Genomic DNA, 17124 nt, shown 5'->3' with positions numbered 1-17124 from the left:
TTTATGGCGAATTACTGAGAACTAATGAGGGACTAATGAAGCTGATAGATAACATGCCGCTAAAAATGAAATGCTATCTTACTTGGCTAACTGCTGTGGGGCTGCTGGCACCGTTCATTTTCTACTTCTATATTTTCGGCCCCCAGTCAAACTATAGCTTGGCTCGCAATGATCAGGCATGGGCTAACTTTGGCAGCTTTATCGGAGGCACTATCGGCCCACTACTCTCTGCTTGTGCATTCTATGGTGTTTGGGCAACGTATAAAGTACAGAGAGAACAACTTACCATAGCTAAAAATCAAGGAATTTTGGATGAATTGCAGCGCTTAATTAGCAATCAGCATCAAGCAATAGAGTTTATGTTACAACAGTTCGTGTACTGCTCTTTTCCCTTGGAAGACACCAAGAAGATGACAATCAAAGAGTACCTTATAAAGTTTATGAACTTAAAGTCAAAAACAAATGAAAGCCTTAGTCCTATAAGGGCGCGGAATATAAATAATCAACTTTGCTGCATGGATGATGCTTTTCCATACAGTGAAATCAAAGAAATCACAAAAATACTAATAAATACAGATGAGATTTATGAGGAATATTACTCATGCGGAGGGTCATCGAAAGTACTGAAATTCTATATAAAAGAACATTTACTTATAATTGACTGTATCATTTCAACCACGAAGTTCTCTGAGGGTTTATTGCCACTAAAAAAACGGCAAAGTGAATACTTGCAAGTATTATAGTGCCAACACCAACAAGTTATTATATGCGCAAACCGCAACCAATAATGATGTTTCATATTGTTGGCATATATAAATTGCATCTTGCAAAAAATATCAAAAAATCTGGAGTCTATATGGATTATTCTGCTCTCATTGCCTTAACCACTTTCGCTGCTGGGGTTCTTTTAAATCCAGTAATGAAAAAATGGGATTATTTATTAAACTCCAAGCAGCACAATGAACGTCTATACATAGAGATTGAGGATTGCTGCTCATATCTCGAAAATATAATCAGAAGCTATTTTGATTTTTTGTATAACTTGGAGAAAAATAAAAATGAACAGGGCCATATTGATTTGAGTATTCCGATGGCGGTGCCCTTAGTTGAGAAATATGACACTCAATTTATTCATGCTTTTTACTGTGAAGCATTGAAAATGCTAAACCCAGCACAAAGAAACACTATCAAAATCATTGATAGCTCTGTCACAATTTTGGTCGAACAGTCAGAGGCTTTGCGTAGAGACATTCAAGATAAATTTAATTACAACACTCGCTCCATCAGGAATATAATATCTAAATCATGTTATGTATATTACCACTTACATAGAATGAAAATTGAAAAAGAACGTTATAGTGGTAGTTCATCACTAAATTCTTTTGATTCAACAAAACACGTATTGCTTGCTTTTGGGTATTCATCAGATTCTTTGAATGTAGCAAACCCTCTTAAGACCATGTTATCTAGGGAGCAAATAGATACCCTATCAAAATCAAGTAATCAAACTCACTCGATTTCAGATTAAGGTTATTGATCTTCCATCCATCAAGGGATGCATCAGTTCGCTTATTTTTGGTCAATGATTGAGATATATCAAATTAAATCACCAGGACATGAAATACAATGTATGGTTTCCATCCACATTATTTTACGATACTTAACCATCCTGTTATGGCTAAAATAAACTGAGATATACATGAAAAAATACAAGCTAACTAATGAACATAAAACAATAACTAGATGGTTAGGTCGCGAGGAAATAGAGTCAAAACTGTACCGCATTGAAGCGCTTATAGACTTCAATGATATTAAAAAAGGTGATTTAGGTGGTTGGGTTGAAAGCGAATTAAATCTATCACAAGATGGCTTATGCTGGATATACGATGAAAATTCAACAGTCTCAGATAAAGCCATCGTAAGTGGCAATGCCAAGATCACTGGCTTTTCAAGTGTTAATGGCTTTTGTAAAATATATGACAATGCAACAATTAACAGTTCAGACATAAGAGATACATCTGAAGTTTTTGGTAATGCCGAGATAACTGACAGCTCAGTTAGTGGCGAGTCGACTATTTTCGACAATGCAAAAGTTAAAAACTCTCATGTCATAGGTGATGGTCGATACTCAGAAGAGTATACCAAACAAAAATTACAAATATATGGTAATTCGCAACTTCTAGGTGTCAGAATAGACGGCGTACCACACATATATGAAAATGCAACACTTGACAAAGGCATATCTATTGAGCATTCCCCAAGGATATATGGTCGAAGTATATTACGAGGCCAGGTAAAACCAGATAACATTTTTTCCGCCGAAGCCACCTTATTTATCCTTGATGACACTGAAATTTTTGGCAATGCAGTAATAGAGGCTAAAAAGAAAGATGAAAAAGAGTGTTCACTCTTCATTAAAAACTCCGCCAGGATATACGGAAACTCTCACATTGTTGGTTCAGGGTCAATAAACGGCCGTGTTCGTATCTATGATTACGCAAAAATCAATGGTCTTTTTCATATCGATGACCATTGTGAGATTTTTGGTGAAACAAGTATTTCTGGAAAATTTAAGACATGGTTATTTGGTCATATTAAAATATCTGGCGTAACATTTATTCGTGCCGATAAAAAAACCATAAGCCTTGAAGGGAGAAAAAATATTAAAAATAAGACGATAACACGAAACTTATTTCTTGGTCTTTTTTGACCAACAAAAAGCGGCGGGTCTCCCCGCCGTTTTTCATTCCCCTGCCCCCCAAACGTCACACCGTCACAGGCCGATCCACATAGAAGGGGGCTGTCTCGCCATCCACGGCCAGTAGCTCCCCCTCCAGCTCGATCTCGATGGGCTTGTCGCTCATAAAGTCCACTGCCTTCTTGGGGGACAAGCTGGCACGGGGCACCGTCAGTTTGATGGCCTCTCCGCTGACAATACTGCGGCCATCGAGCAACAGTCGCGCCTTGATCTCCGGCTGGATGTTGCCCGCGATACGGGTACCGGTCACCGCATTATAGGTACCGCTGACCGTCAGGCTTCCGCCATCGGCTACCGAGCTACCTTTCACCGCTCGCATCAGCCCGAGCGCATAGTTAACCTCGATATCGGTACCCACCACCAGCGCGGTGACCCCTTCCTTGATGGCAAGGCCAGTCGAGGCAATATTGCTCTTGCCCAGCTGGGCCCACTTCGGCCAGGCGGGCAGAACAACCTGCAGATCAGTCATCGTCCCGGCCCCCTGATTGATGGGGCTCTCCAGACCCATAAAGGCGGCGGCCAGCAGCACGGGCGGGATCTCGGTGGTCTTGATGGTGACCATGGCAGGCTTGGGAATGTGGTAGTTCTCCCGCGCCTGACCATACTGGCCCTTGCGCTTGCTAGGAATGGAGATCTTTTGACTGTCGGGTTTCACTTCCAGGCTGTCCACATCGATGGGGCCAATCACCCCGGCCGAGACCCCGTTGGTAAAGGTCTCGATAAAGAGATCCCCTTCCAGGTGCAGTGTTTCGCTCATTATCGCTCTCCTTTAAATTTCACTCGGGTAGTAAAGGCAAGCGGCAGATAGGCAGCACCGCCGCTGTAACTGGGTTTGACCGGTGGGGTAACCCGGCGAAAGGTACTGTCACCACATGCTCGCCCACTGACGGCCTGCAGGATGCGGGCAAGCCACACTCCGGCACTGACCTCCCTGGGGCTGGCGCGATGCACCAGCACCAGCAACCAGAGCTGATCAAAGCTGCTGGCCCGGCCTGACTGCGTGCCTTCGCTCTCACGTTCGCCCTGATAGACCACATGCACCGCCGGACTGTGCTGGCCCAGATTGGCGATGGCCGCCACATCGGTGGCCACAAACACCTCCTTGAGCCCCACAGGTTTGAGGGGGGCCAGCAGCTCACGAAGCCGCTCGCCCGCCTGCAGGTAGTCGAGTTCGGTACCAGACTGGTTGGCGGGTTGGCTCATAGAAAGCCCCCCTTATCACGCCCCTGACTCCGGCCAAAGACGCGCCCATCCGACTGCAGTTGAGCCAGGTTCTGGCTCTCCAGGGTGGCACCATCGGATGCCAACCCCAGCGCCAGCTCACCCTTGCCAACCGATTTCAGAAAGGCCAGGGCCGCCTCGTTGCGCTTGGCTATCTGCTCCGGGGCCTGTTCACCATAGAGACGGTGACGGGCGATATCGGCGCAGATAGGTACCAGGGCACTCGGGATATGGGCCAGCGGCAAGGGATAGCGACCCGCCAGATAGCCATCGATCAAGGCGCCTGCATCCTGCAGGGCGATGGTGATGGCCGCCTGATCCAGCTCACCGGTCGGCGTCATGGCCAGGCGCAGCAACTCGGCCTCGCCAAAGCGGATCACCATGTCATTGACGCTGGCATACATATCACTGCTCTCCGTTCTGGCCAGATGGCTGCTCATCCTTGACCGGGTATTGCACGTCAGTCGCCGCGATCGCTGTCACCAGTTCGGCCTTCTTGAGCTTGGCCGCCTCCGGGATACCCATCTGCAGCGCCAGCTCGCGCAGCTCATCGACCTTCATCTCAGCCAGCGGCGTGACCTTGCCAGCCTGGGTGGCGTCACTATTCTGGGTGGCAACACCGGCCAGATAGCCCGAACCGGTCAGGACGCCCAGTGTTGCGTCCAGATCCCCAGGCGCCGATGGTGCATCACCTGCCTGAAGGCTGGCGTCTTCAGCCAACCGGACGACCACCAGACGCGGGTCGTTCTCCAGGGTCGCGCACTGCTCAGGCGACACAACCATCTCAGACTTGCCCGGTACAATCGGTTGGCCCGCACGGAAATAGTTCTGACGAACCATTGATGTAATGCCGACTCGAATAGCCAGTTCCATCTCTTGTTCCATCTCATGTTTTCCTCGTCGAATCTGATAGAGAGGCTGTTTAAACCGGGGTTAAACAGCCATAACGCAGGGTTAGAGGTAGTCAGCCACCACCAGCTCCAACTTGCCTTTCAGCTCGTTGCTGCTGCTATTCGCCAGCTCTCGCTCCAGCATCTGAGTCGCCAGCTTCTCAAGGGAGGGCGGTACTACCAGCAGAGTGGCCTTCACGCCGAGCTTGCGGCCGCCATCAGCCTGAAACTCCCGCATTTTGGAGAAGGAATCCCACAGGTTGTCGGGGGTCAGCGCCCGCTTGTTGGCAAAGGCCAACTGCCAGAAGCCAAAGCCTGCGGCATCACGGCAATCGACCCCGTAACGGAACTCCTTGCGGGTGAACACCGCCTCGTCATCGACCTTGGTCATGGCAATCAGCTGCGGCGACTTGCGATCCTGGAAGATGACCGGCTTGAGGGCGCGGCTGGTATCGAGCAGGAACCAGGGCTCCCCCTGATAACCGGCATCCACCACCACGTTGGCGCTCAGAACAGGGGTACCGGTGCCATCGGCCTTGGGATAAACAGGGTGATCGGTGTCGAAGAAATACTGGCCGTCATAGCAAGGTGTGGTGAAGCCTGCGCCCAGCAGGCCAAAGCAGAGCTCGTCGGGGTGGATCCCTGCCGCCAAACCCATCTCTTGAAACAGGGGGGCATAGATACCCAGCTCGTCATCTTCGATATCGTTGCGATCGACCGCCACGGTGGCCTCGAAGTCTTCGTTGACGATCTGGTAACCGTGCGCCTTCATCGACTCGATCACCCGATCACCAACCCACTTGCGCAGACTGGGAAACTTGCCCAGCCAGCCATAGGTGTTGGACTTGGTGGTCGATTTGATCACGGTGGCGATCTTGGTGTACTGGGCAGGTGCTTCACCCTTGGCGTCTTCAAAGTTCTTCTTGAAGCCGGTGAAGAGGGCCTGCAACAGCGCGGGAGTAACAATGGCCATACGGGTGTTCCTTCTCTGGTTAAACAGGTTGGTCTGGCGGTCGCGTTCGTCCGATTACGCCGCTACGCGGCTAAGCGAATCTACCGGCCTTTTGCCTTGGCAAACTCTTCATAAGAAATGCCGAGCTGATCGGCGGCATACTTGTCATCCGCCGAGAGCACTGCCTCTCCCTTCTTCTCGGGCAGGGTCACCTGGGTGGTCTGGCTGGCGGCCAGGGCGGCAATCGCCGGACGGGGCTCCAGCAACGCCTTGAGGGCAGCCACCCCTTTCTGGGCGGCATAGGCGGTCAAATACTCCTCTTCTGCTGCCACCACCTTGCCCTGGGTACGGGCTTCCTTGATCAAGGTCGCGGCATCCGTGGTCTCAACCTTGGCGCTCAAGGTGGCGACTTCCGTCACCAGGGCGTTATAGGTCTCCACCGGTACATACTTGGCCAGGTCAATCTGGCCACCCTGCCCTGTGGAGACGGTCGCCTTGAGCGCAGCCAGCGATGCCTTCTCGGCAGAGAGTGCCGCCTCCAGCTCCGGCGCTTTCTTGGCGCTGGCCTGCAGAGTATCCAGAGCAGCCAGAGCGGCAGTACCCTGCTCGGCGGTAAACTGGCCATCGGCACTCGGCTGGATGCCGAGTTTGCCGAGCAGCGCGATCAGGTGTTCGTTCATGGATTTCTCCTGTTGTGCAACATGGGATGAGATGGCCAGCTGGCCGGGTTGGGTAGACATAAGGCTTGAAGCGGGTAACGCACTCAAAGCGGCAAGCGCCTGCATGCCCACCACACCGGGGTCATTGGTAATGGCAGTCATCCGTAGTTCCAGCGGGCGGCCCTGGGCGTCATAGGGAAAGACGGCAGAAAGGAATCGGTACTCTTTGGCAGCCACCAGGGCGGCAGCCCGCTCCGTCCAGCGCGGCTTGATAAAGAGCCCCTGCCCTTCGCGCCATGCAATCTCGTCACTGTTGTACCAACCGGCCGCAGGGGCTGGCTGGCCGTTCTGGTCAGTCTTGAGGGTCTGGTGGTCGTAATCGATCAGGATGTCTTGTCCAAGGGCTTTGGCACGGGCAATCAGGGCTGCAGCGATCTGCCCGTCCAGTTGCCAATGGCCACTAGCCACATCGAACGGGCGACCATCACGAGCCTTGAACGGGCCGACCGGCAGCAGCTGGTACCAGCCATCGCCTTGAGGGGTGAGCTGCGCATCGAGCACTGCCAGCCGCTCCCCGCTGACGGGGTTGGCTTGGAGGATGGCCACGAAAGGCGCTGAGTATGGGGTCTTGGATATGTTCATGCCGCCATAGTGCGGCGGCATGAAGGGGGATGGGGTTTATGGTGGGTTAATGAATACCGCTTTGAGAAATTGTGATCACGCTTCATATGGAGCGGCTTCAATATGATATCATATTGAGCTTAATGTCTATTTGCGGTGAAAATATGACCTACAACAGTTTTTCAGATAGTCCTTTCATGTCAGCGTTATCCAAACGGGATGATTTAACACCATTTAATGAGAATGATTTAGCAGCTTTTGGTATGGAACTCTGTTTTGGCATTGATGACCCAATAGGAACGCTCTTACCTGCTGTTACAGGTGGTGGTGGTGATGCAAAAATAGACATTCTCTACGTCAGCCGTGAGCAAGGAATTATTGTTGTCTGTCAAGTTTATCAATCACAAGAGATCAAGAAGAGTGCGAAAGGAAATAAGGGGACTGATTTAGCTCTAGCAATGTCAGTTATGCTTTCCACTGATGAAGCTGCGTTGCCTGCTGGTGTAGCTCCACATATCAAAGATGCAAGATCTGCCATCAAAGATGGAGATATTCGTGCAATTCATGTGTGGTATGCACATAACTGTCCAGAAAGTGCCCAGATACAACAAGATATGGCATTACATATCCCTGCTATAAAAACACTATTGAACCAATATGGAGCTAATGGTAAAGCCATATCCCTTTCACTAAGAGAGGTTGGACTAGAAACTCTCGATAGTTTTTATAGAGCATCTACTAATGCGATTGCCGTTGAAGATAAGTTTTCATTTGATGCTCCAAGAGTTGGCTTTGAAAAAAATGATGGTGCATGGCAAGCCTTCATAACCACCGTTCCAGGGCAATGGTTAGCTAACCTATATAGAAATTACGAAAGCAAAGGTCTTTATAACCCCAACGTACGTGGATTTATGGGGGCAAACAACAAAGATTCAGATAAAATCATAAACTCTGGCATTCAATCATCCGCCAAATCCAATCCTAATGAATTTTTTGTTTTCAACAATGGCATTACAGCATTGGTTCATGACTTTGAACTTAGTGCTGACAAGTTATCAATCAAATCAATAACTGGGATTGGTATCGTGAATGGTGCTCAAACAACAGGTTCACTTGGGGAGCTAGATGCATCAATAGATTTAAATGGAATTGAAGTTGGCGTAAGATTTATCAAATGTGAAGACAAAGAAACCATACAATCAATAACTAGATATAATAATAGTCAGAACAAGGTAATCCAGTCTGATTTTAGAGCTAATGACACAATACAAAAGCGTTTAAGAGCTGAGTTTAAACGTCTGAAAATTGCAGAGTATGATGGCGGACTTCGTGGACATAGTGTAATCAATAAAAAATCTAAGATTGATGCTCATACGGCAGCACGGCAGCACAAGCACTAACTGCTTGGCACGGCAGTCCATATGATAGTTATCATAATAAGATGAACATATGGGATGAAGACTCTCATTATAAACGTGCCTTTGATGAGTCAATTTCAGCAGAACATGTTCTCTTTGTTCATTCTCTTTTTGAAGCTGCTAATTTATTAAAAGCAGAACTACAAGAGGAGCAAAAAAAAGGCTCAATGAAAAAAGATGATGAAAATCTATTAGAGTACCTCAATGAACGAGGTAGTGCGTTTCTGATCATTCACTCTATTAGTGGTGTGTTAGAAACAATGATGGATAAAAAAATTCTGTCACCATACCGTATCAGCTTTCACTCAAACATCAAAAAAGATGCTGCAGTTTTGTTGTGGAAAGAGTTTCTCAAGCTCTTTGCAAAATTCATTACATTGTTACAACCAGGCCTTGTCAGTAGGCTATCCAATAAAACTGAAATTATAGCCGCCAAAGAAAGGTTTATTCGTGACTTCGGAACTTTCATTACCATGATGCAAGAGTTCCAGAAGAAAAGTCCTTGTGAGTTCATCATATCTAAGATGAAGAATGAGCTTTAAGTAGCCCCATGGGAGTGTTGGCTTAACCAGCACTCTCATTACCTGTTTAATGCTGTTTAAATCAGGTTGTGTGCGCTTTTACAACAAGCCCGACCCCATTCTATCCCCCTTCACTTAAAATTCGTTGTTGGAAGTTCCCCTAAGATACCCCTCCAGCGTCTCCAGCACGCTCTGTTTATCCCCTTCTGACAGCCCCAGAGCACGGCGCTCTGGCAGGTTGATCTCGGGACGGCCGAACTGGTGAGCGGCACCGTATACCATGGGCGTACCGAAGTAGAGGGTCTGGGGATCGACCTGATAGTCGAGGGTATCGCGCAGATCATCGTTCAGACGCAGCACCTCATCGGCATCTCGGGGCTTGCGGGCACGGTACTTCTCCGAGAGCGGGGCCCAGGGCTCCCCTTCCGGGCTCTCTTGGGCATCCCAGCGATCCCGGTGCGACAGCAGCAGCCCTTCCCCTATATCTGCCAGCGGTTCGCTCAGGTCACCGGTTTTCTGATAGAGCTTGGCCAGCAGCTCAAAGGCATCGGCCACCCCGTGGTGGCTGATGGCGATAAAGCTACCGGCCATCAGAACTCATCCTCAAAGGTGGTCATATAGTGCAGCGCTTCCTCATCTGCGTTAACCATCGCGGCCTCCCAGAGATCCCCCATCAGGTCAGCTTCCTCACCACGGGCTTGCTCACACAAAGCATCCAGCGCCTTGGCTTGCGCCAGGGTAAAGGGGCCATCCTGTGCCAGCAGGGCGCTGGCTTGTTCCAGCAAGGTCATCATGTCGCTCCTTTATTTTTTGATCTCCGGGGCCACTAGCGGCCGCCCTTGGTAGTGGCAGCCGTAGCTTTGGCCAGCATGGCTTCCACTCTCTTGGCCAGTTCGGGAAAGTGCTCCAGCATGGATTCCCTCGCCAGCCCCCAGGCGGCAAACGCCTCGGCAGCCATCTCTTTGCTATTAGTTCCGGCATATTCGGTAATCAGGCCGATGCCGGTGAGATTGGGCTCCCCGGCCCAGAAGTGAACCTGATGGCCGAGCTCATGCAACCAGGTCGAGATCCGCTGGGCCGATTCCCCCAGTTTATCGCCTACATTGGCCGACACACTCCAATGACGGCGCAAAGCTTCACCACTGGCGCCTCTTGGCATTAATTGGCGCGGGCCGCGATTAGCGTGGGCATCAGCCAACACATCGGCAGCCGCCGCTTGCACCGCCTGCATATCCACCGTCTTTAAAGTATCGCCCCCCTTTACCTTGATAACCAGATGATCCCAGCTGGTTGCGGTAAAGCCGTTGACCCTGCTGGCCCGGCGCGAATAGTAAAAAGAGCGCACCAGATAGGGATCTTTGCCCAGGTAATCAGCAATAGCCGGGGCAACCTTGAGCCCGGCCGCCCCCTTCCCCATTTCGGTCTGCTTGATAAACAGGGTTTTGACCGGATGCGCCTTGAGGTACGCCGCCAACGGTTCGCGCTGGGGGGGTGGCAACTTGGCCAGCAGATCACTCAAACCCTGTGCAGTGACACCTTTAACGCTGGAGAAGGCGCTCCCCACTATCCGCTCTGGCAGTCGCTCGGCCAACGCAGGCTTGGCCGCTTCGCGCTTTGCCACCGCCTTGGTCAGGTCTGCCGGAGTCTGGGGACGATAATCAAAGCCGGGATCGATACCTCTGGGAATTTTGTGCAACTCCCCGGTGGCCTTGTCCACCCACTCATATTCGCCGTCGTCCGGGGCCTTGCCGACCACCAAGCCGCGCCGCTTGAGGTCTGCTTCAGAGAGCAGAAACTTCTTGCACTTGCAGCCATAACCATTGCTCGGGCTGTGTGTCTCCCACCAGGGGTGATCCACCGGCAGCACCAGGTTGTTCCACTTGAGGTGCAACTCCCTGGGGTGCTCGGAGTCCCCATGACGATAGAGCGCATAAGGGCGTTTGTGCTTGATACGCTGGATCTGCTCTTCACGCCCGGCGTTATAACTCTGGCGCAGGTTGGTCTCGAAGATGACGCGGGAGCGCCAGGACGCCGGGCCGGTATGCTCCCAACCGTGGCGGGCCACAATATCCTTGAACGCCTTCTGAAAGGCCCCAATGGATTGCCCTTCACTGATCGCCTTGTCTACCGCCCCGCGCAGGTCAGCCAGCAGATCGGTCTTGGTGGCCCCCGCCACCATAAAGGCGCGGTTATGGGCATCGCGCCACACATCAGCCCAGCGTTCGCTCGGCATATCGAGCTTCTGGCGAAAGAAGGCGATCGCCTCGGCAAAGGGCAAGGAGCCATATCTGACTGGTGAAGAGCGAACGGGCATCAGCGCCCCTCCTCCATCTCGAGCATGCCGAGCAGCTCGCTGGCGGCGATGGCTTGCGCCATCAGCGCCCCCAGTTCGTCATGGCTGAGCTCAGGTTCCAGTGCCAGCAAGCCATCCCGGATCTCTTCCAGGGTAGTGGCCTGCATCACCAGCGTCTGGACGGCATCGGTCATTCCCGCCAGCAGAGGGGCCGCCTCTGCCTGCAACCGGGCCAACTGGGCATCGTTGTTATCTCCCTGCGCTGCTTTATGTGCAGCCAGTGTCGCCAGACCCTGACGGGGCAGCCGAGCCTTGAGCTCCGCCTCCCCTGTTGCCCCTCGATTATCCTGAATGGCCAATACCTCATCCTTTGCGGTCGGCACCGGGATCTGCAACTTGTCATAGACCCACTGGGTCGGGATCTTCATGCCGATAGAGACCAGAGTGCGCAGCGGCCCCGCCAGTTGCTGCATATCCTCCGGCTCGGTCACATCAAACTCCAGCCGGGGGCTACGGCGCGGCCCCTGATAGCTCTTGCCGTTCAGGGCATAGAGGGGATAGACCAGATCGCGGGTCAGGGTAGCGGCCAGCTGGCGGAGATCTGCATCCCGTACCTCCTGGCGCACCTCGTTATGGACATTGCCCAGGGCATTGGTCGAGCTCTTGCCATCGGCCTGTGAGGTCAAGGTGCCCCCCAAAATGGCCTTGCTCATGGAGCGCTCGCACCACTCCATCATCACCACAAAGGGATCGGCCTGACCGCTGGCGGCGTTCTGGAACTCAATCTCCATCCCGCGCGGGATAATGCCCCCGGCGTTATGACCGATGGAGAGCACCGCCTGCAGCAGGGTTGCCTTCTCTTTCTCGGTCGCTCCTTCCGGGTATTTGCCCAGCCGCACCGGCAGGCCGTAGATCTCCAAAAACTCGGCGAGATCCCGCACGCTGTAGTTCTTGAACAGAAACGGCCAGATCAGGGTACGGACAAGGCCGGTGCGGGCCAGATAACCCGATTTTGACTTGGCCTTGTGCAGCAGCCAGCCAAAGGGGTTGAGGGCAATCCCTTCATGGCTGTTATCACGCAGCCGCAGCTGGTCGCGATCGTCCGGGTGGGTCTGAAACCAGGCGGGATCGCGCCAGATGATGCCCTTGGGAAGCTGCAACCCCTCCACCAGCTCCCATCCGCAAAACTCCTGGGCACAAAACCCCTTGAGTACCGCATCTGTGGCGTCAAAGATGGCATCATCAAACCAGGTAAAGTCCTCAATCAGCTCGCGGATCATCTCGCTGTCGCGCTTCTCCGCCGGGGTGGCGTTGCGGGGCGGCTCGATTGTCCAGCTCACTCCCAGCAGAGCGCGGCGACGCTTGCCGAGTTCACTCTGCAGGTGGGCATCTTTCTCCTCCATGTCTTCGGCCAGCTCGCACTGGGCGATCAGGTTGCCCTGCTCTGCCTCCTTCAATGCGGCTGCCGCTCTGCTCGGGGTAAGCCCCACCGTGGGGTGTTCGCTGTAGTGACGGCGCAACTGGGCAAGCGCCGCCGAGTTCTCGGTCTGCGGCTCTTTTTCCAGGCTCATGGCTTTGCCATGGATATCGATGATCCTGCCCATTACCAGGCCCCTCTCTCGAACGAATGATGGTTATCGCCCCTTGCTTCATCGCGCTTGTTGGGCAGCGGGGTGAACTCGATGGCGCCCCCCTCCATCCAGCTGGCCCGCACCGCCATGGCCAAGGCCACCGCAAAATCACCGTGCCGCTGTTGGCCCCCTTGGCCGGTGTTCTTGCCCTTGTCGATCTTGGGGATGCCGTTGATGACCTGGATTTTCCCCAAGTCATCCTGCACGTCCGCATGGCGCGGGATGGTCAGGTTGCCATCCTCAAACTCTGCTTTGAGCTTGGGCATCCACTCCCGATACCAGGGGTCATTGAGCATCACGCACTCGATCATCCCGGCTCCCCAGCGCAAGCGGGCCGCCTCTGCCAGATAGCCGCCGTTACCGGTGGCATCGAAGGCCGCCGCCGTGAAACGGTGCAACCCCTGCAGCAGGTAGAACAGGATCTGGCGCTGACTCTCATAGGGGGCATTGACCAGCTCCACCACAAAGGGCACCCGTTTGCGCAAGTTGGTGGCGAGGGAGAGCGGTACGAAAACCGACAAGTCCCCTTTGCGGGCGAAATCTTCCCCCAGCACATGGCGGCAACTGCGATCGAGTGCCTCCAGATAGGGCTTGAGGTTCTCCTCGCACCAGATATCCACCAGCGCCTTGCGGGCTTCCTCGCTCGAGAGCTCGAAGTCTTTGGGGGCGGTAAAGCGCAGGATGGGGATATCCGGTTGCATCGCACGCTCAATCAGGGTGCGCTTGATATAGACGCCACTGCTCTGCTTGGGTACGCAGAAATACTCCTCAAGGGCATCCTCTTCGGTGGCGGTGGCCTTGAGCAGCCCCGCCTTCCAGGCGTCCTCAGCTTCCTGTGTCCAAAGGCCACCCTTGACCTGGCAGATCCGACGATAGAGCCCCTGGCGGCAAGCATCGTCCAGGCTGATGGTATGAATGGAATACTCTTTGCGGCCCGCTCGGCTGTCGTTGATGAGCTGGTTAAACAGGTTATCGACACCGTTATGGGTGCTGATCAACCGCACCTTGGCGCCCCACATGGTCAGCGCCATGGCGGCCTTCAACACCTCGGCCAGTCGGTCGTGGAATGCGGCCTCGTCGATGGTCACATTGCCCTGCATACCCCGCAGGTTAGAGGGGTTGCTGGAGAGCGCCTGCACCTTGAAGCCCGAGGCGAAATAGACCACGAAGGTGAGGATCGCCTTATCCTCATCGTCGGTGAACACCTCCTCCTGGATCTCACCGGCCGCCTTGTTGTACGCCTTGGCCCACATCGCCACCGCATCGATAAACTCGCGGGCCATCTCCTTGTTACTGCCCACATAGAAGTGGTGGCAACCCCCGGCCGTTTTGGTCTTGGAAGCCGTCAGGGCAGCGTCAGCCGCCTCCGCCCAGGTGATACCGGTACGGCGGCTCTTCTCGGCAATCTTGAGCGGGCTATCATCGGCAATCCAGATCCGTTGGTACGGCAGCAACACCTCGTCGGGGTTGTATTCGGTACCCAAGGTCTGGGCCAACTGTTGGGCGATAGGGGTCTGAGCAATGGCGGTCATCAGGCAATCCCCAGGATTTCGCGGCGTATCTCGGCGGCGGCTTCACCGCTCAAGCCCGCCTGAGTCACGATGGCTTCAGTCTTGGCGGCGATCTCTTCGGCGAATGCCTGGCGGATCTCTTTCTCCCGCTTATGACTCTGCATGGCGGTCGATTCGAGCCGCTGGGCCGCCAGCATGGCGTTTTTCAGCATGTCGATATCCACCGCCTCCTCCGGGTTCTGCACCTGAGCCAGCATCGCCTTGAACAACTGGGAACGACCCAGCTCCAGAATGAGCTTGGTGGTCTCCCCCATCGGCTTGTCGCCAAGCTGGGAGGTCAAGGCGGCCGTGGTTTCACGCAAATCCCGCAGGTGCTGGCCGACCTGTTCAACCTGGCTGGCATGACGGCTTAACCCGGAGCGGGAGAGCTTGAGCTCATCGGGCAACCCAGCCTCCTCGATCAGGCCGTTGATCTCATCCAGGATGGCGGCCTGACTGTTGCCCTTATCCCGCAGCATCTCGTTGAGCGCATTGCGGATGGACTCAGGCAGCAGCCATACCTTGCTGGCACGGCCTCGGGTCGGTTTCTCGGCCATGCTTAATCCTCCGCTCGGGGCTTCTTGACGCCGGGCACCGTTGACCGGCCCTCTGCCGTGTCCTGCCCCCGACCGGTCAGGTGAGCCACCTGCACCGTGGCCAGTCGCTCGATGCGTACCAGCCCCTGCTCTTCCAGCCAGGCCAGCAGGGTCTTCACCCGATCCCGCGTCACCCGGCCGGTACCCAGCTGGTCGAGGCAGTCATTGAGGATCGACTCGTTGGCGGCACCACCGATATCCAGCAGGGAGCGCAGGATCACCAGCCGCTGCTGGGCGTCCAATATCGCTTGAATGCTCATGGCTTCTCCTTAAGTGCGGCGGATCGCGGCAGCCTGATGAAACACTGCTGGGCCCCACATAACAGAATTTGTTGAATGCTCATGGCTTCTCCTTCTGTACGGCGGCAAGCTCATTTTCCAACAGCAGATCAGCAAGGCGGCGGGCTTGGCGCAGCTCCGGCTTCACCTCCCGCAACTCCCCTCGCAATTCGCTTATCTCCAACTGCAGCTTGTGCAGCTCACGCTCACTCGGCAGATCAGCTAGTACCTGCTCCACCCGCTGCACTCTCTGCACCAGGGCCGTGAGGTCTTCGCGCTTGGCGTAAGTCTTGGAGAGCAAAATGATGACCACCAGCCCAACCAAACTGGCCAATGCATAAAGAGGCCCCCAGTTCTTAACGATGAATTCCCACACGGGTCGCCTCCTTGCGCTCATACAGGGTCTGGCACTCGATACAGCGCTCGGCACCCGGTTCTGCAACAAGGCGGGAGGTCGGGATGGCTTCGTCACAATCGCAGCAGATACCATCGCCGTGTGGCCTTGCCCTGTTCTGGTGGGCTTCGATAATGCGCCCAGTCCGATCGGCATCGGCCAGCTGGGCACGGTCTATGAGGTTTGTCACATGACCTCTCTCGTATGGCTACTAACGGACGGTATGAGTCGCCTTGATGCGGCCCCAGATGGCGAGCAGGCCACCCACCGCACTGGCCAGATCCACCAGGGTGGATGCCAGGCTGGCTTGGATACCCGCATCGACCGGCACACCGAACAGGCCCGCAATACCGGCCCCCACGGCAATCACACCACCGATCACAGTGCGGCTTTTGAAAGCAGACTTCGCTTGAGGTAACAGGGAATCAGGCATGATGGACTTCCTTCTTTTTGGGTTGAAATAACTGAGGTTGGGAATGACGGGCACGGGCCCGCAGGCGATCCAGTTCGGTCACCGAGCGCCACCCCTTCTCAAAGAGGGATTGACGGGTCTGATGGTGGCTATAGAGCGGGATCGCCTTCGGGTCAGCGATCTGATTGGCCAAAGCGACCTTGAGATGGGCTTTGCGCCCATCCTTGAAGCAAGCGAGATAACGGGGGTTCTTGAGTTCAGGGATGCCAAAGCAGCCCGCTGCCTGGATCGCGGCCGCCGCCTTCTGTTGCTTGATGGTCAGCACGCTCATGCCACCACCTCGCCAACCACGTCGGAAAGGAGGTAGCTCTGCAGACGCAGCAGCCGGTTGATCCAGCCATCGGCATTGGCCCATTGGCTCGGGTCTTTACGCACAATGCCGTGCATAAAGCTGGCCCGCTGCATCATCAACGCCAGCAGGAACTGGCCCTCACCCTTGGCGCCCAGTTGCTGCTTAAGCCTGCCAATCGACACTGGGCCAAGGCGGCCATCTGCCATCACCCCCAAGACCTGCTGCAACTGTTGGATGGCGCGTTTCGGCCCGTGATGCACCGCTGCATCAAAAACGGCGATAGCGAGGGCCGGGCTTAAGCTGGCGATCAGGTCACAGCGGGCGGGCGCCCAGTAGTTCTGGCGGTAAAATGGCTCGGTACGGGTCAGGGTCAGATCACCGATAGCAATATCGGGTACCCCATCCCGATCGAGGTCGGCCATGCCGTCCTTCTTGCCATCGGCGGCATCGGCGATGCCGTACTTGGTATGACCACCCCGGTCTGCCGGGTGGTTGACTTCGCCCCCTTCCACATCGGGACGAAGCAGCCATTTAAGTGCGAGTGATAACATAAAGGCCCCTCGGTGAACTACGTTATC

At 54.1% G+C, this 17124-nt stretch carries 23 protein-coding genes; 5 read left to right on the top strand and 18 right to left on the bottom strand.

Annotated features, from left to right (window positions below; translation table 11 throughout):
- The first annotated feature begins 35 nt into the window (after positions 1–35).
- The 3 genes from QLG02_RS05605 to QLG02_RS05595 all read left to right on the top strand — a co-directional run bounded on the left by QLG02_RS05605 (position 36) and on the right by QLG02_RS05595 (position 2710).
- A complete protein-coding gene (locus QLG02_RS05605) occupies positions 36–743 on the top strand; it encodes a hypothetical protein (protein WP_279488075.1) in 708 nt (235 codons plus the stop codon).
- A 23-nt stretch (positions 744–766) separates the two neighbouring features.
- A complete protein-coding gene (locus QLG02_RS05600; protein ID WP_282464729.1) occupies positions 767–1528 on the top strand; it encodes a hypothetical protein in 762 nt (253 codons plus the stop codon).
- 171 nt (positions 1529–1699) lie between these two features.
- Positions 1700–2710, top strand: a complete 1011-nt coding sequence (locus QLG02_RS05595) for a hypothetical protein (RefSeq protein WP_282464728.1) — start codon at positions 1700–1702, stop codon at positions 2708–2710.
- A 55-nt stretch (positions 2711–2765) separates the two neighbouring features.
- Here the strand turns inward: QLG02_RS05595 and QLG02_RS05590 are convergent, their stop codons facing one another.
- The 6 genes from QLG02_RS05590 to QLG02_RS05565 form a co-directional block, all read right to left on the bottom strand.
- Positions 2766–3515: a hypothetical protein gene (locus QLG02_RS05590; protein ID WP_279488078.1), complete on the bottom strand. Its 750-nt coding sequence runs from the start codon at positions 3513–3515 to the stop codon at positions 2766–2768.
- Positions 3515–3961 carry a hypothetical protein gene (locus tag QLG02_RS05585; protein WP_060389290.1) on the bottom strand — a complete coding sequence of 149 codons (447 nt, stop codon included), beginning with the start codon at positions 3959–3961 and terminating at the stop codon, positions 3515–3517. The genes QLG02_RS05590 and QLG02_RS05585 overlap by 1 nt, the downstream gene beginning before the upstream one ends.
- Positions 3958–4383 (bottom strand): phage protein Gp36 family protein, encoded by a 426-nt coding sequence (locus QLG02_RS05580; protein WP_041217425.1) that lies wholly within the window; start codon positions 4381–4383, stop codon positions 3958–3960. Before QLG02_RS05580 ends, QLG02_RS05585 begins: the two co-directional genes overlap by 4 nt.
- A gap of 1 nt (position 4384) precedes the next feature.
- Positions 4385–4864: a Rho termination factor N-terminal domain-containing protein gene (locus tag QLG02_RS05575; protein WP_282464727.1), complete on the bottom strand. Its 480-nt coding sequence runs from the start codon at positions 4862–4864 to the stop codon at positions 4385–4387.
- A 69-nt stretch (positions 4865–4933) separates the two neighbouring features.
- The gene (locus QLG02_RS05570; protein ID WP_106843612.1) at positions 4934–5842 is read right to left on the bottom strand and encodes a Mu-like prophage major head subunit gpT family protein; all 909 of its coding nucleotides are present in this window, start codon (positions 5840–5842) and stop codon (positions 4934–4936) included.
- An 80-nt stretch (positions 5843–5922) separates the two neighbouring features.
- Positions 5923–7143 (bottom strand): phage protease, encoded by a 1221-nt coding sequence (locus tag QLG02_RS05565; protein ID WP_323905361.1) that lies wholly within the window; start codon positions 7141–7143, stop codon positions 5923–5925.
- A 122-nt stretch (positions 7144–7265) separates the two neighbouring features.
- Here QLG02_RS05565 and QLG02_RS05560 point away from each other — a divergent pair, with 122 nt between their 5' ends.
- Entirely contained in the window at positions 7266–8501 is a 1236-nt protein-coding gene (locus QLG02_RS05560) for an AIPR family protein (RefSeq protein WP_282464725.1), read from the top strand.
- A 41-nt stretch (positions 8502–8542) separates the two neighbouring features.
- Complete coding sequence (locus tag QLG02_RS05555) at positions 8543–9061, top strand: hypothetical protein (protein WP_282464724.1); 519 nt, start codon at positions 8543–8545, stop codon at positions 9059–9061.
- A 114-nt stretch (positions 9062–9175) separates the two neighbouring features.
- On the opposite strand, the gene QLG02_RS05550 is transcribed toward QLG02_RS05555, so the two are convergent.
- From QLG02_RS05550 to QLG02_RS05495, 12 genes are all read right to left on the bottom strand, one after another.
- Positions 9176–9631: a phage virion morphogenesis protein gene (locus tag QLG02_RS05550; protein WP_282464723.1), complete on the bottom strand. Its 456-nt coding sequence runs from the start codon at positions 9629–9631 to the stop codon at positions 9176–9178.
- Entirely contained in the window at positions 9631–9834 is a 204-nt protein-coding gene (locus QLG02_RS05545) for a hypothetical protein (RefSeq protein WP_305954827.1), read from the bottom strand. The genes QLG02_RS05550 and QLG02_RS05545 overlap by 1 nt, the downstream gene beginning before the upstream one ends.
- A gap of 32 nt (positions 9835–9866) precedes the next feature.
- Positions 9867–11354, bottom strand: a complete 1488-nt coding sequence (locus tag QLG02_RS05540) for a phage minor head protein (RefSeq protein WP_282464722.1) — start codon at positions 11352–11354, stop codon at positions 9867–9869.
- Entirely contained in the window at positions 11354–12937 is a 1584-nt protein-coding gene (locus tag QLG02_RS05535; RefSeq protein WP_282464721.1) for a DUF935 domain-containing protein, read from the bottom strand. The genes QLG02_RS05540 and QLG02_RS05535 overlap by 1 nt, the downstream gene beginning before the upstream one ends.
- Complete coding sequence (locus tag QLG02_RS05530) at positions 12937–14496, bottom strand: terminase family protein (RefSeq protein WP_282464720.1); 1560 nt, start codon at positions 14494–14496, stop codon at positions 12937–12939. The genes QLG02_RS05535 and QLG02_RS05530 overlap by 1 nt, the downstream gene beginning before the upstream one ends.
- Complete coding sequence (locus QLG02_RS05525) at positions 14496–15071, bottom strand: DUF3486 family protein (protein WP_139493922.1); 576 nt, start codon at positions 15069–15071, stop codon at positions 14496–14498. Before QLG02_RS05525 ends, QLG02_RS05530 begins: the two co-directional genes overlap by 1 nt.
- A gap of 2 nt (positions 15072–15073) precedes the next feature.
- Complete coding sequence (locus QLG02_RS05520; RefSeq protein ID WP_282464719.1) at positions 15074–15370, bottom strand: ArsR family transcriptional regulator; 297 nt, start codon at positions 15368–15370, stop codon at positions 15074–15076.
- 79 nt (positions 15371–15449) lie between these two features.
- A complete protein-coding gene (locus tag QLG02_RS05515; protein ID WP_016350122.1) occupies positions 15450–15764 on the bottom strand; it encodes a DUF2730 family protein in 315 nt (104 codons plus the stop codon).
- Positions 15745–15972 (bottom strand): TraR/DksA C4-type zinc finger protein, encoded by a 228-nt coding sequence (locus tag QLG02_RS05510; RefSeq protein WP_282464718.1) that lies wholly within the window; start codon positions 15970–15972, stop codon positions 15745–15747. Before QLG02_RS05510 ends, QLG02_RS05515 begins: the two co-directional genes overlap by 20 nt.
- 21 nt (positions 15973–15993) lie before the next feature.
- Positions 15994–16215: a hypothetical protein gene (locus tag QLG02_RS05505; protein ID WP_282464717.1), complete on the bottom strand. Its 222-nt coding sequence runs from the start codon at positions 16213–16215 to the stop codon at positions 15994–15996.
- The gene (locus QLG02_RS05500) at positions 16208–16525 is read right to left on the bottom strand and encodes a hypothetical protein (RefSeq protein WP_282464716.1); all 318 of its coding nucleotides are present in this window, start codon (positions 16523–16525) and stop codon (positions 16208–16210) included. The genes QLG02_RS05505 and QLG02_RS05500 overlap by 8 nt, the downstream gene beginning before the upstream one ends.
- Positions 16522–17097: a glycosyl hydrolase 108 family protein gene (locus tag QLG02_RS05495; protein ID WP_282464715.1), complete on the bottom strand. Its 576-nt coding sequence runs from the start codon at positions 17095–17097 to the stop codon at positions 16522–16524. Before QLG02_RS05495 ends, QLG02_RS05500 begins: the two co-directional genes overlap by 4 nt.
- Positions 17098–17124: the final 27 nt, after the last annotated feature.

It is taken from the genome of Aeromonas sp. V90_14 (genome assembly GCF_029967615.1).
In the GTDB taxonomy this organism is placed as follows: Bacteria; Pseudomonadota; Gammaproteobacteria; order Enterobacterales; family Aeromonadaceae; genus Aeromonas; species Aeromonas hydrophila.
Note: the sequence above shows the minus strand (reverse complement) of the source record. Positions and strands in the feature narration are given on the sequence as shown.

Bases quoted from the DNA above. Each gene is read 5' to 3' on its own strand.
- QLG02_RS05505 (WP_282464717.1), bottom strand. From the start codon at position 16,215: ATGCCTGATTCCCTGTTACCTCAAGCGAAGTCTGCTTTCAAAAGCCGC.
- QLG02_RS05555 (WP_282464724.1), top strand. From the start codon at position 8,543: ATGAACATATGGGATGAAGACTCTCATTATAAACGTGCCTTTGATGAG.
- QLG02_RS05580 (WP_041217425.1), bottom strand. From the start codon at position 4,383: ATGTATGCCAGCGTCAATGACATGGTGATCCGCTTTGGCGAGGCCGAG.
- QLG02_RS05540 (WP_282464722.1), bottom strand. From the start codon at position 11,354: ATGCCCGTTCGCTCTTCACCAGTCAGATATGGCTCCTTGCCCTTTGCC.
- QLG02_RS05590 (WP_279488078.1), bottom strand. From the start codon at position 3,515: ATGAGCGAAACACTGCACCTGGAAGGGGATCTCTTTATCGAGACCTTT.
- QLG02_RS05575 (WP_282464727.1), bottom strand. From the start codon at position 4,864: ATGGAACAAGAGATGGAACTGGCTATTCGAGTCGGCATTACATCAATG.
- QLG02_RS05535 (WP_282464721.1), bottom strand. From the start codon at position 12,937: ATGGGCAGGATCATCGATATCCATGGCAAAGCCATGAGCCTGGAAAAA.
- QLG02_RS05600 (WP_282464729.1), top strand. From the start codon at position 767: ATGCGCAAACCGCAACCAATAATGATGTTTCATATTGTTGGCATATAT.
- QLG02_RS05565 (WP_323905361.1), bottom strand. From the start codon at position 7,143: ATGCCGCCGCACTATGGCGGCATGAACATATCCAAGACCCCATACTCA.
- QLG02_RS05520 (WP_282464719.1), bottom strand. From the start codon at position 15,370: ATGAGCATTCAAGCGATATTGGACGCCCAGCAGCGGCTGGTGATCCTG.
- QLG02_RS05585 (WP_060389290.1), bottom strand. From the start codon at position 3,961: ATGAGCCAACCCGCCAACCAGTCTGGTACCGAACTCGACTACCTGCAG.
- QLG02_RS05525 (WP_139493922.1), bottom strand. From the start codon at position 15,071: ATGGCCGAGAAACCGACCCGAGGCCGTGCCAGCAAGGTATGGCTGCTG.
- QLG02_RS05550 (WP_282464723.1), bottom strand. From the start codon at position 9,631: ATGGCCGGTAGCTTTATCGCCATCAGCCACCACGGGGTGGCCGATGCC.
- QLG02_RS05495 (WP_282464715.1), bottom strand. From the start codon at position 17,097: ATGTTATCACTCGCACTTAAATGGCTGCTTCGTCCCGATGTGGAAGGG.
- QLG02_RS05570 (WP_106843612.1), bottom strand. From the start codon at position 5,842: ATGGCCATTGTTACTCCCGCGCTGTTGCAGGCCCTCTTCACCGGCTTC.
- QLG02_RS05560 (WP_282464725.1), top strand. From the start codon at position 7,266: ATGACCTACAACAGTTTTTCAGATAGTCCTTTCATGTCAGCGTTATCC.
- QLG02_RS05500 (WP_282464716.1), bottom strand. From the start codon at position 16,525: ATGAGCGTGCTGACCATCAAGCAACAGAAGGCGGCGGCCGCGATCCAG.
- QLG02_RS05595 (WP_282464728.1), top strand. From the start codon at position 1,700: ATGAAAAAATACAAGCTAACTAATGAACATAAAACAATAACTAGATGG.
- QLG02_RS05545 (WP_305954827.1), bottom strand. From the start codon at position 9,834: ATGATGACCTTGCTGGAACAAGCCAGCGCCCTGCTGGCACAGGATGGC.
- QLG02_RS05530 (WP_282464720.1), bottom strand. From the start codon at position 14,496: ATGACCGCCATTGCTCAGACCCCTATCGCCCAACAGTTGGCCCAGACC.
- QLG02_RS05605 (WP_279488075.1), top strand. From the start codon at position 36: ATGAAGCTGATAGATAACATGCCGCTAAAAATGAAATGCTATCTTACT.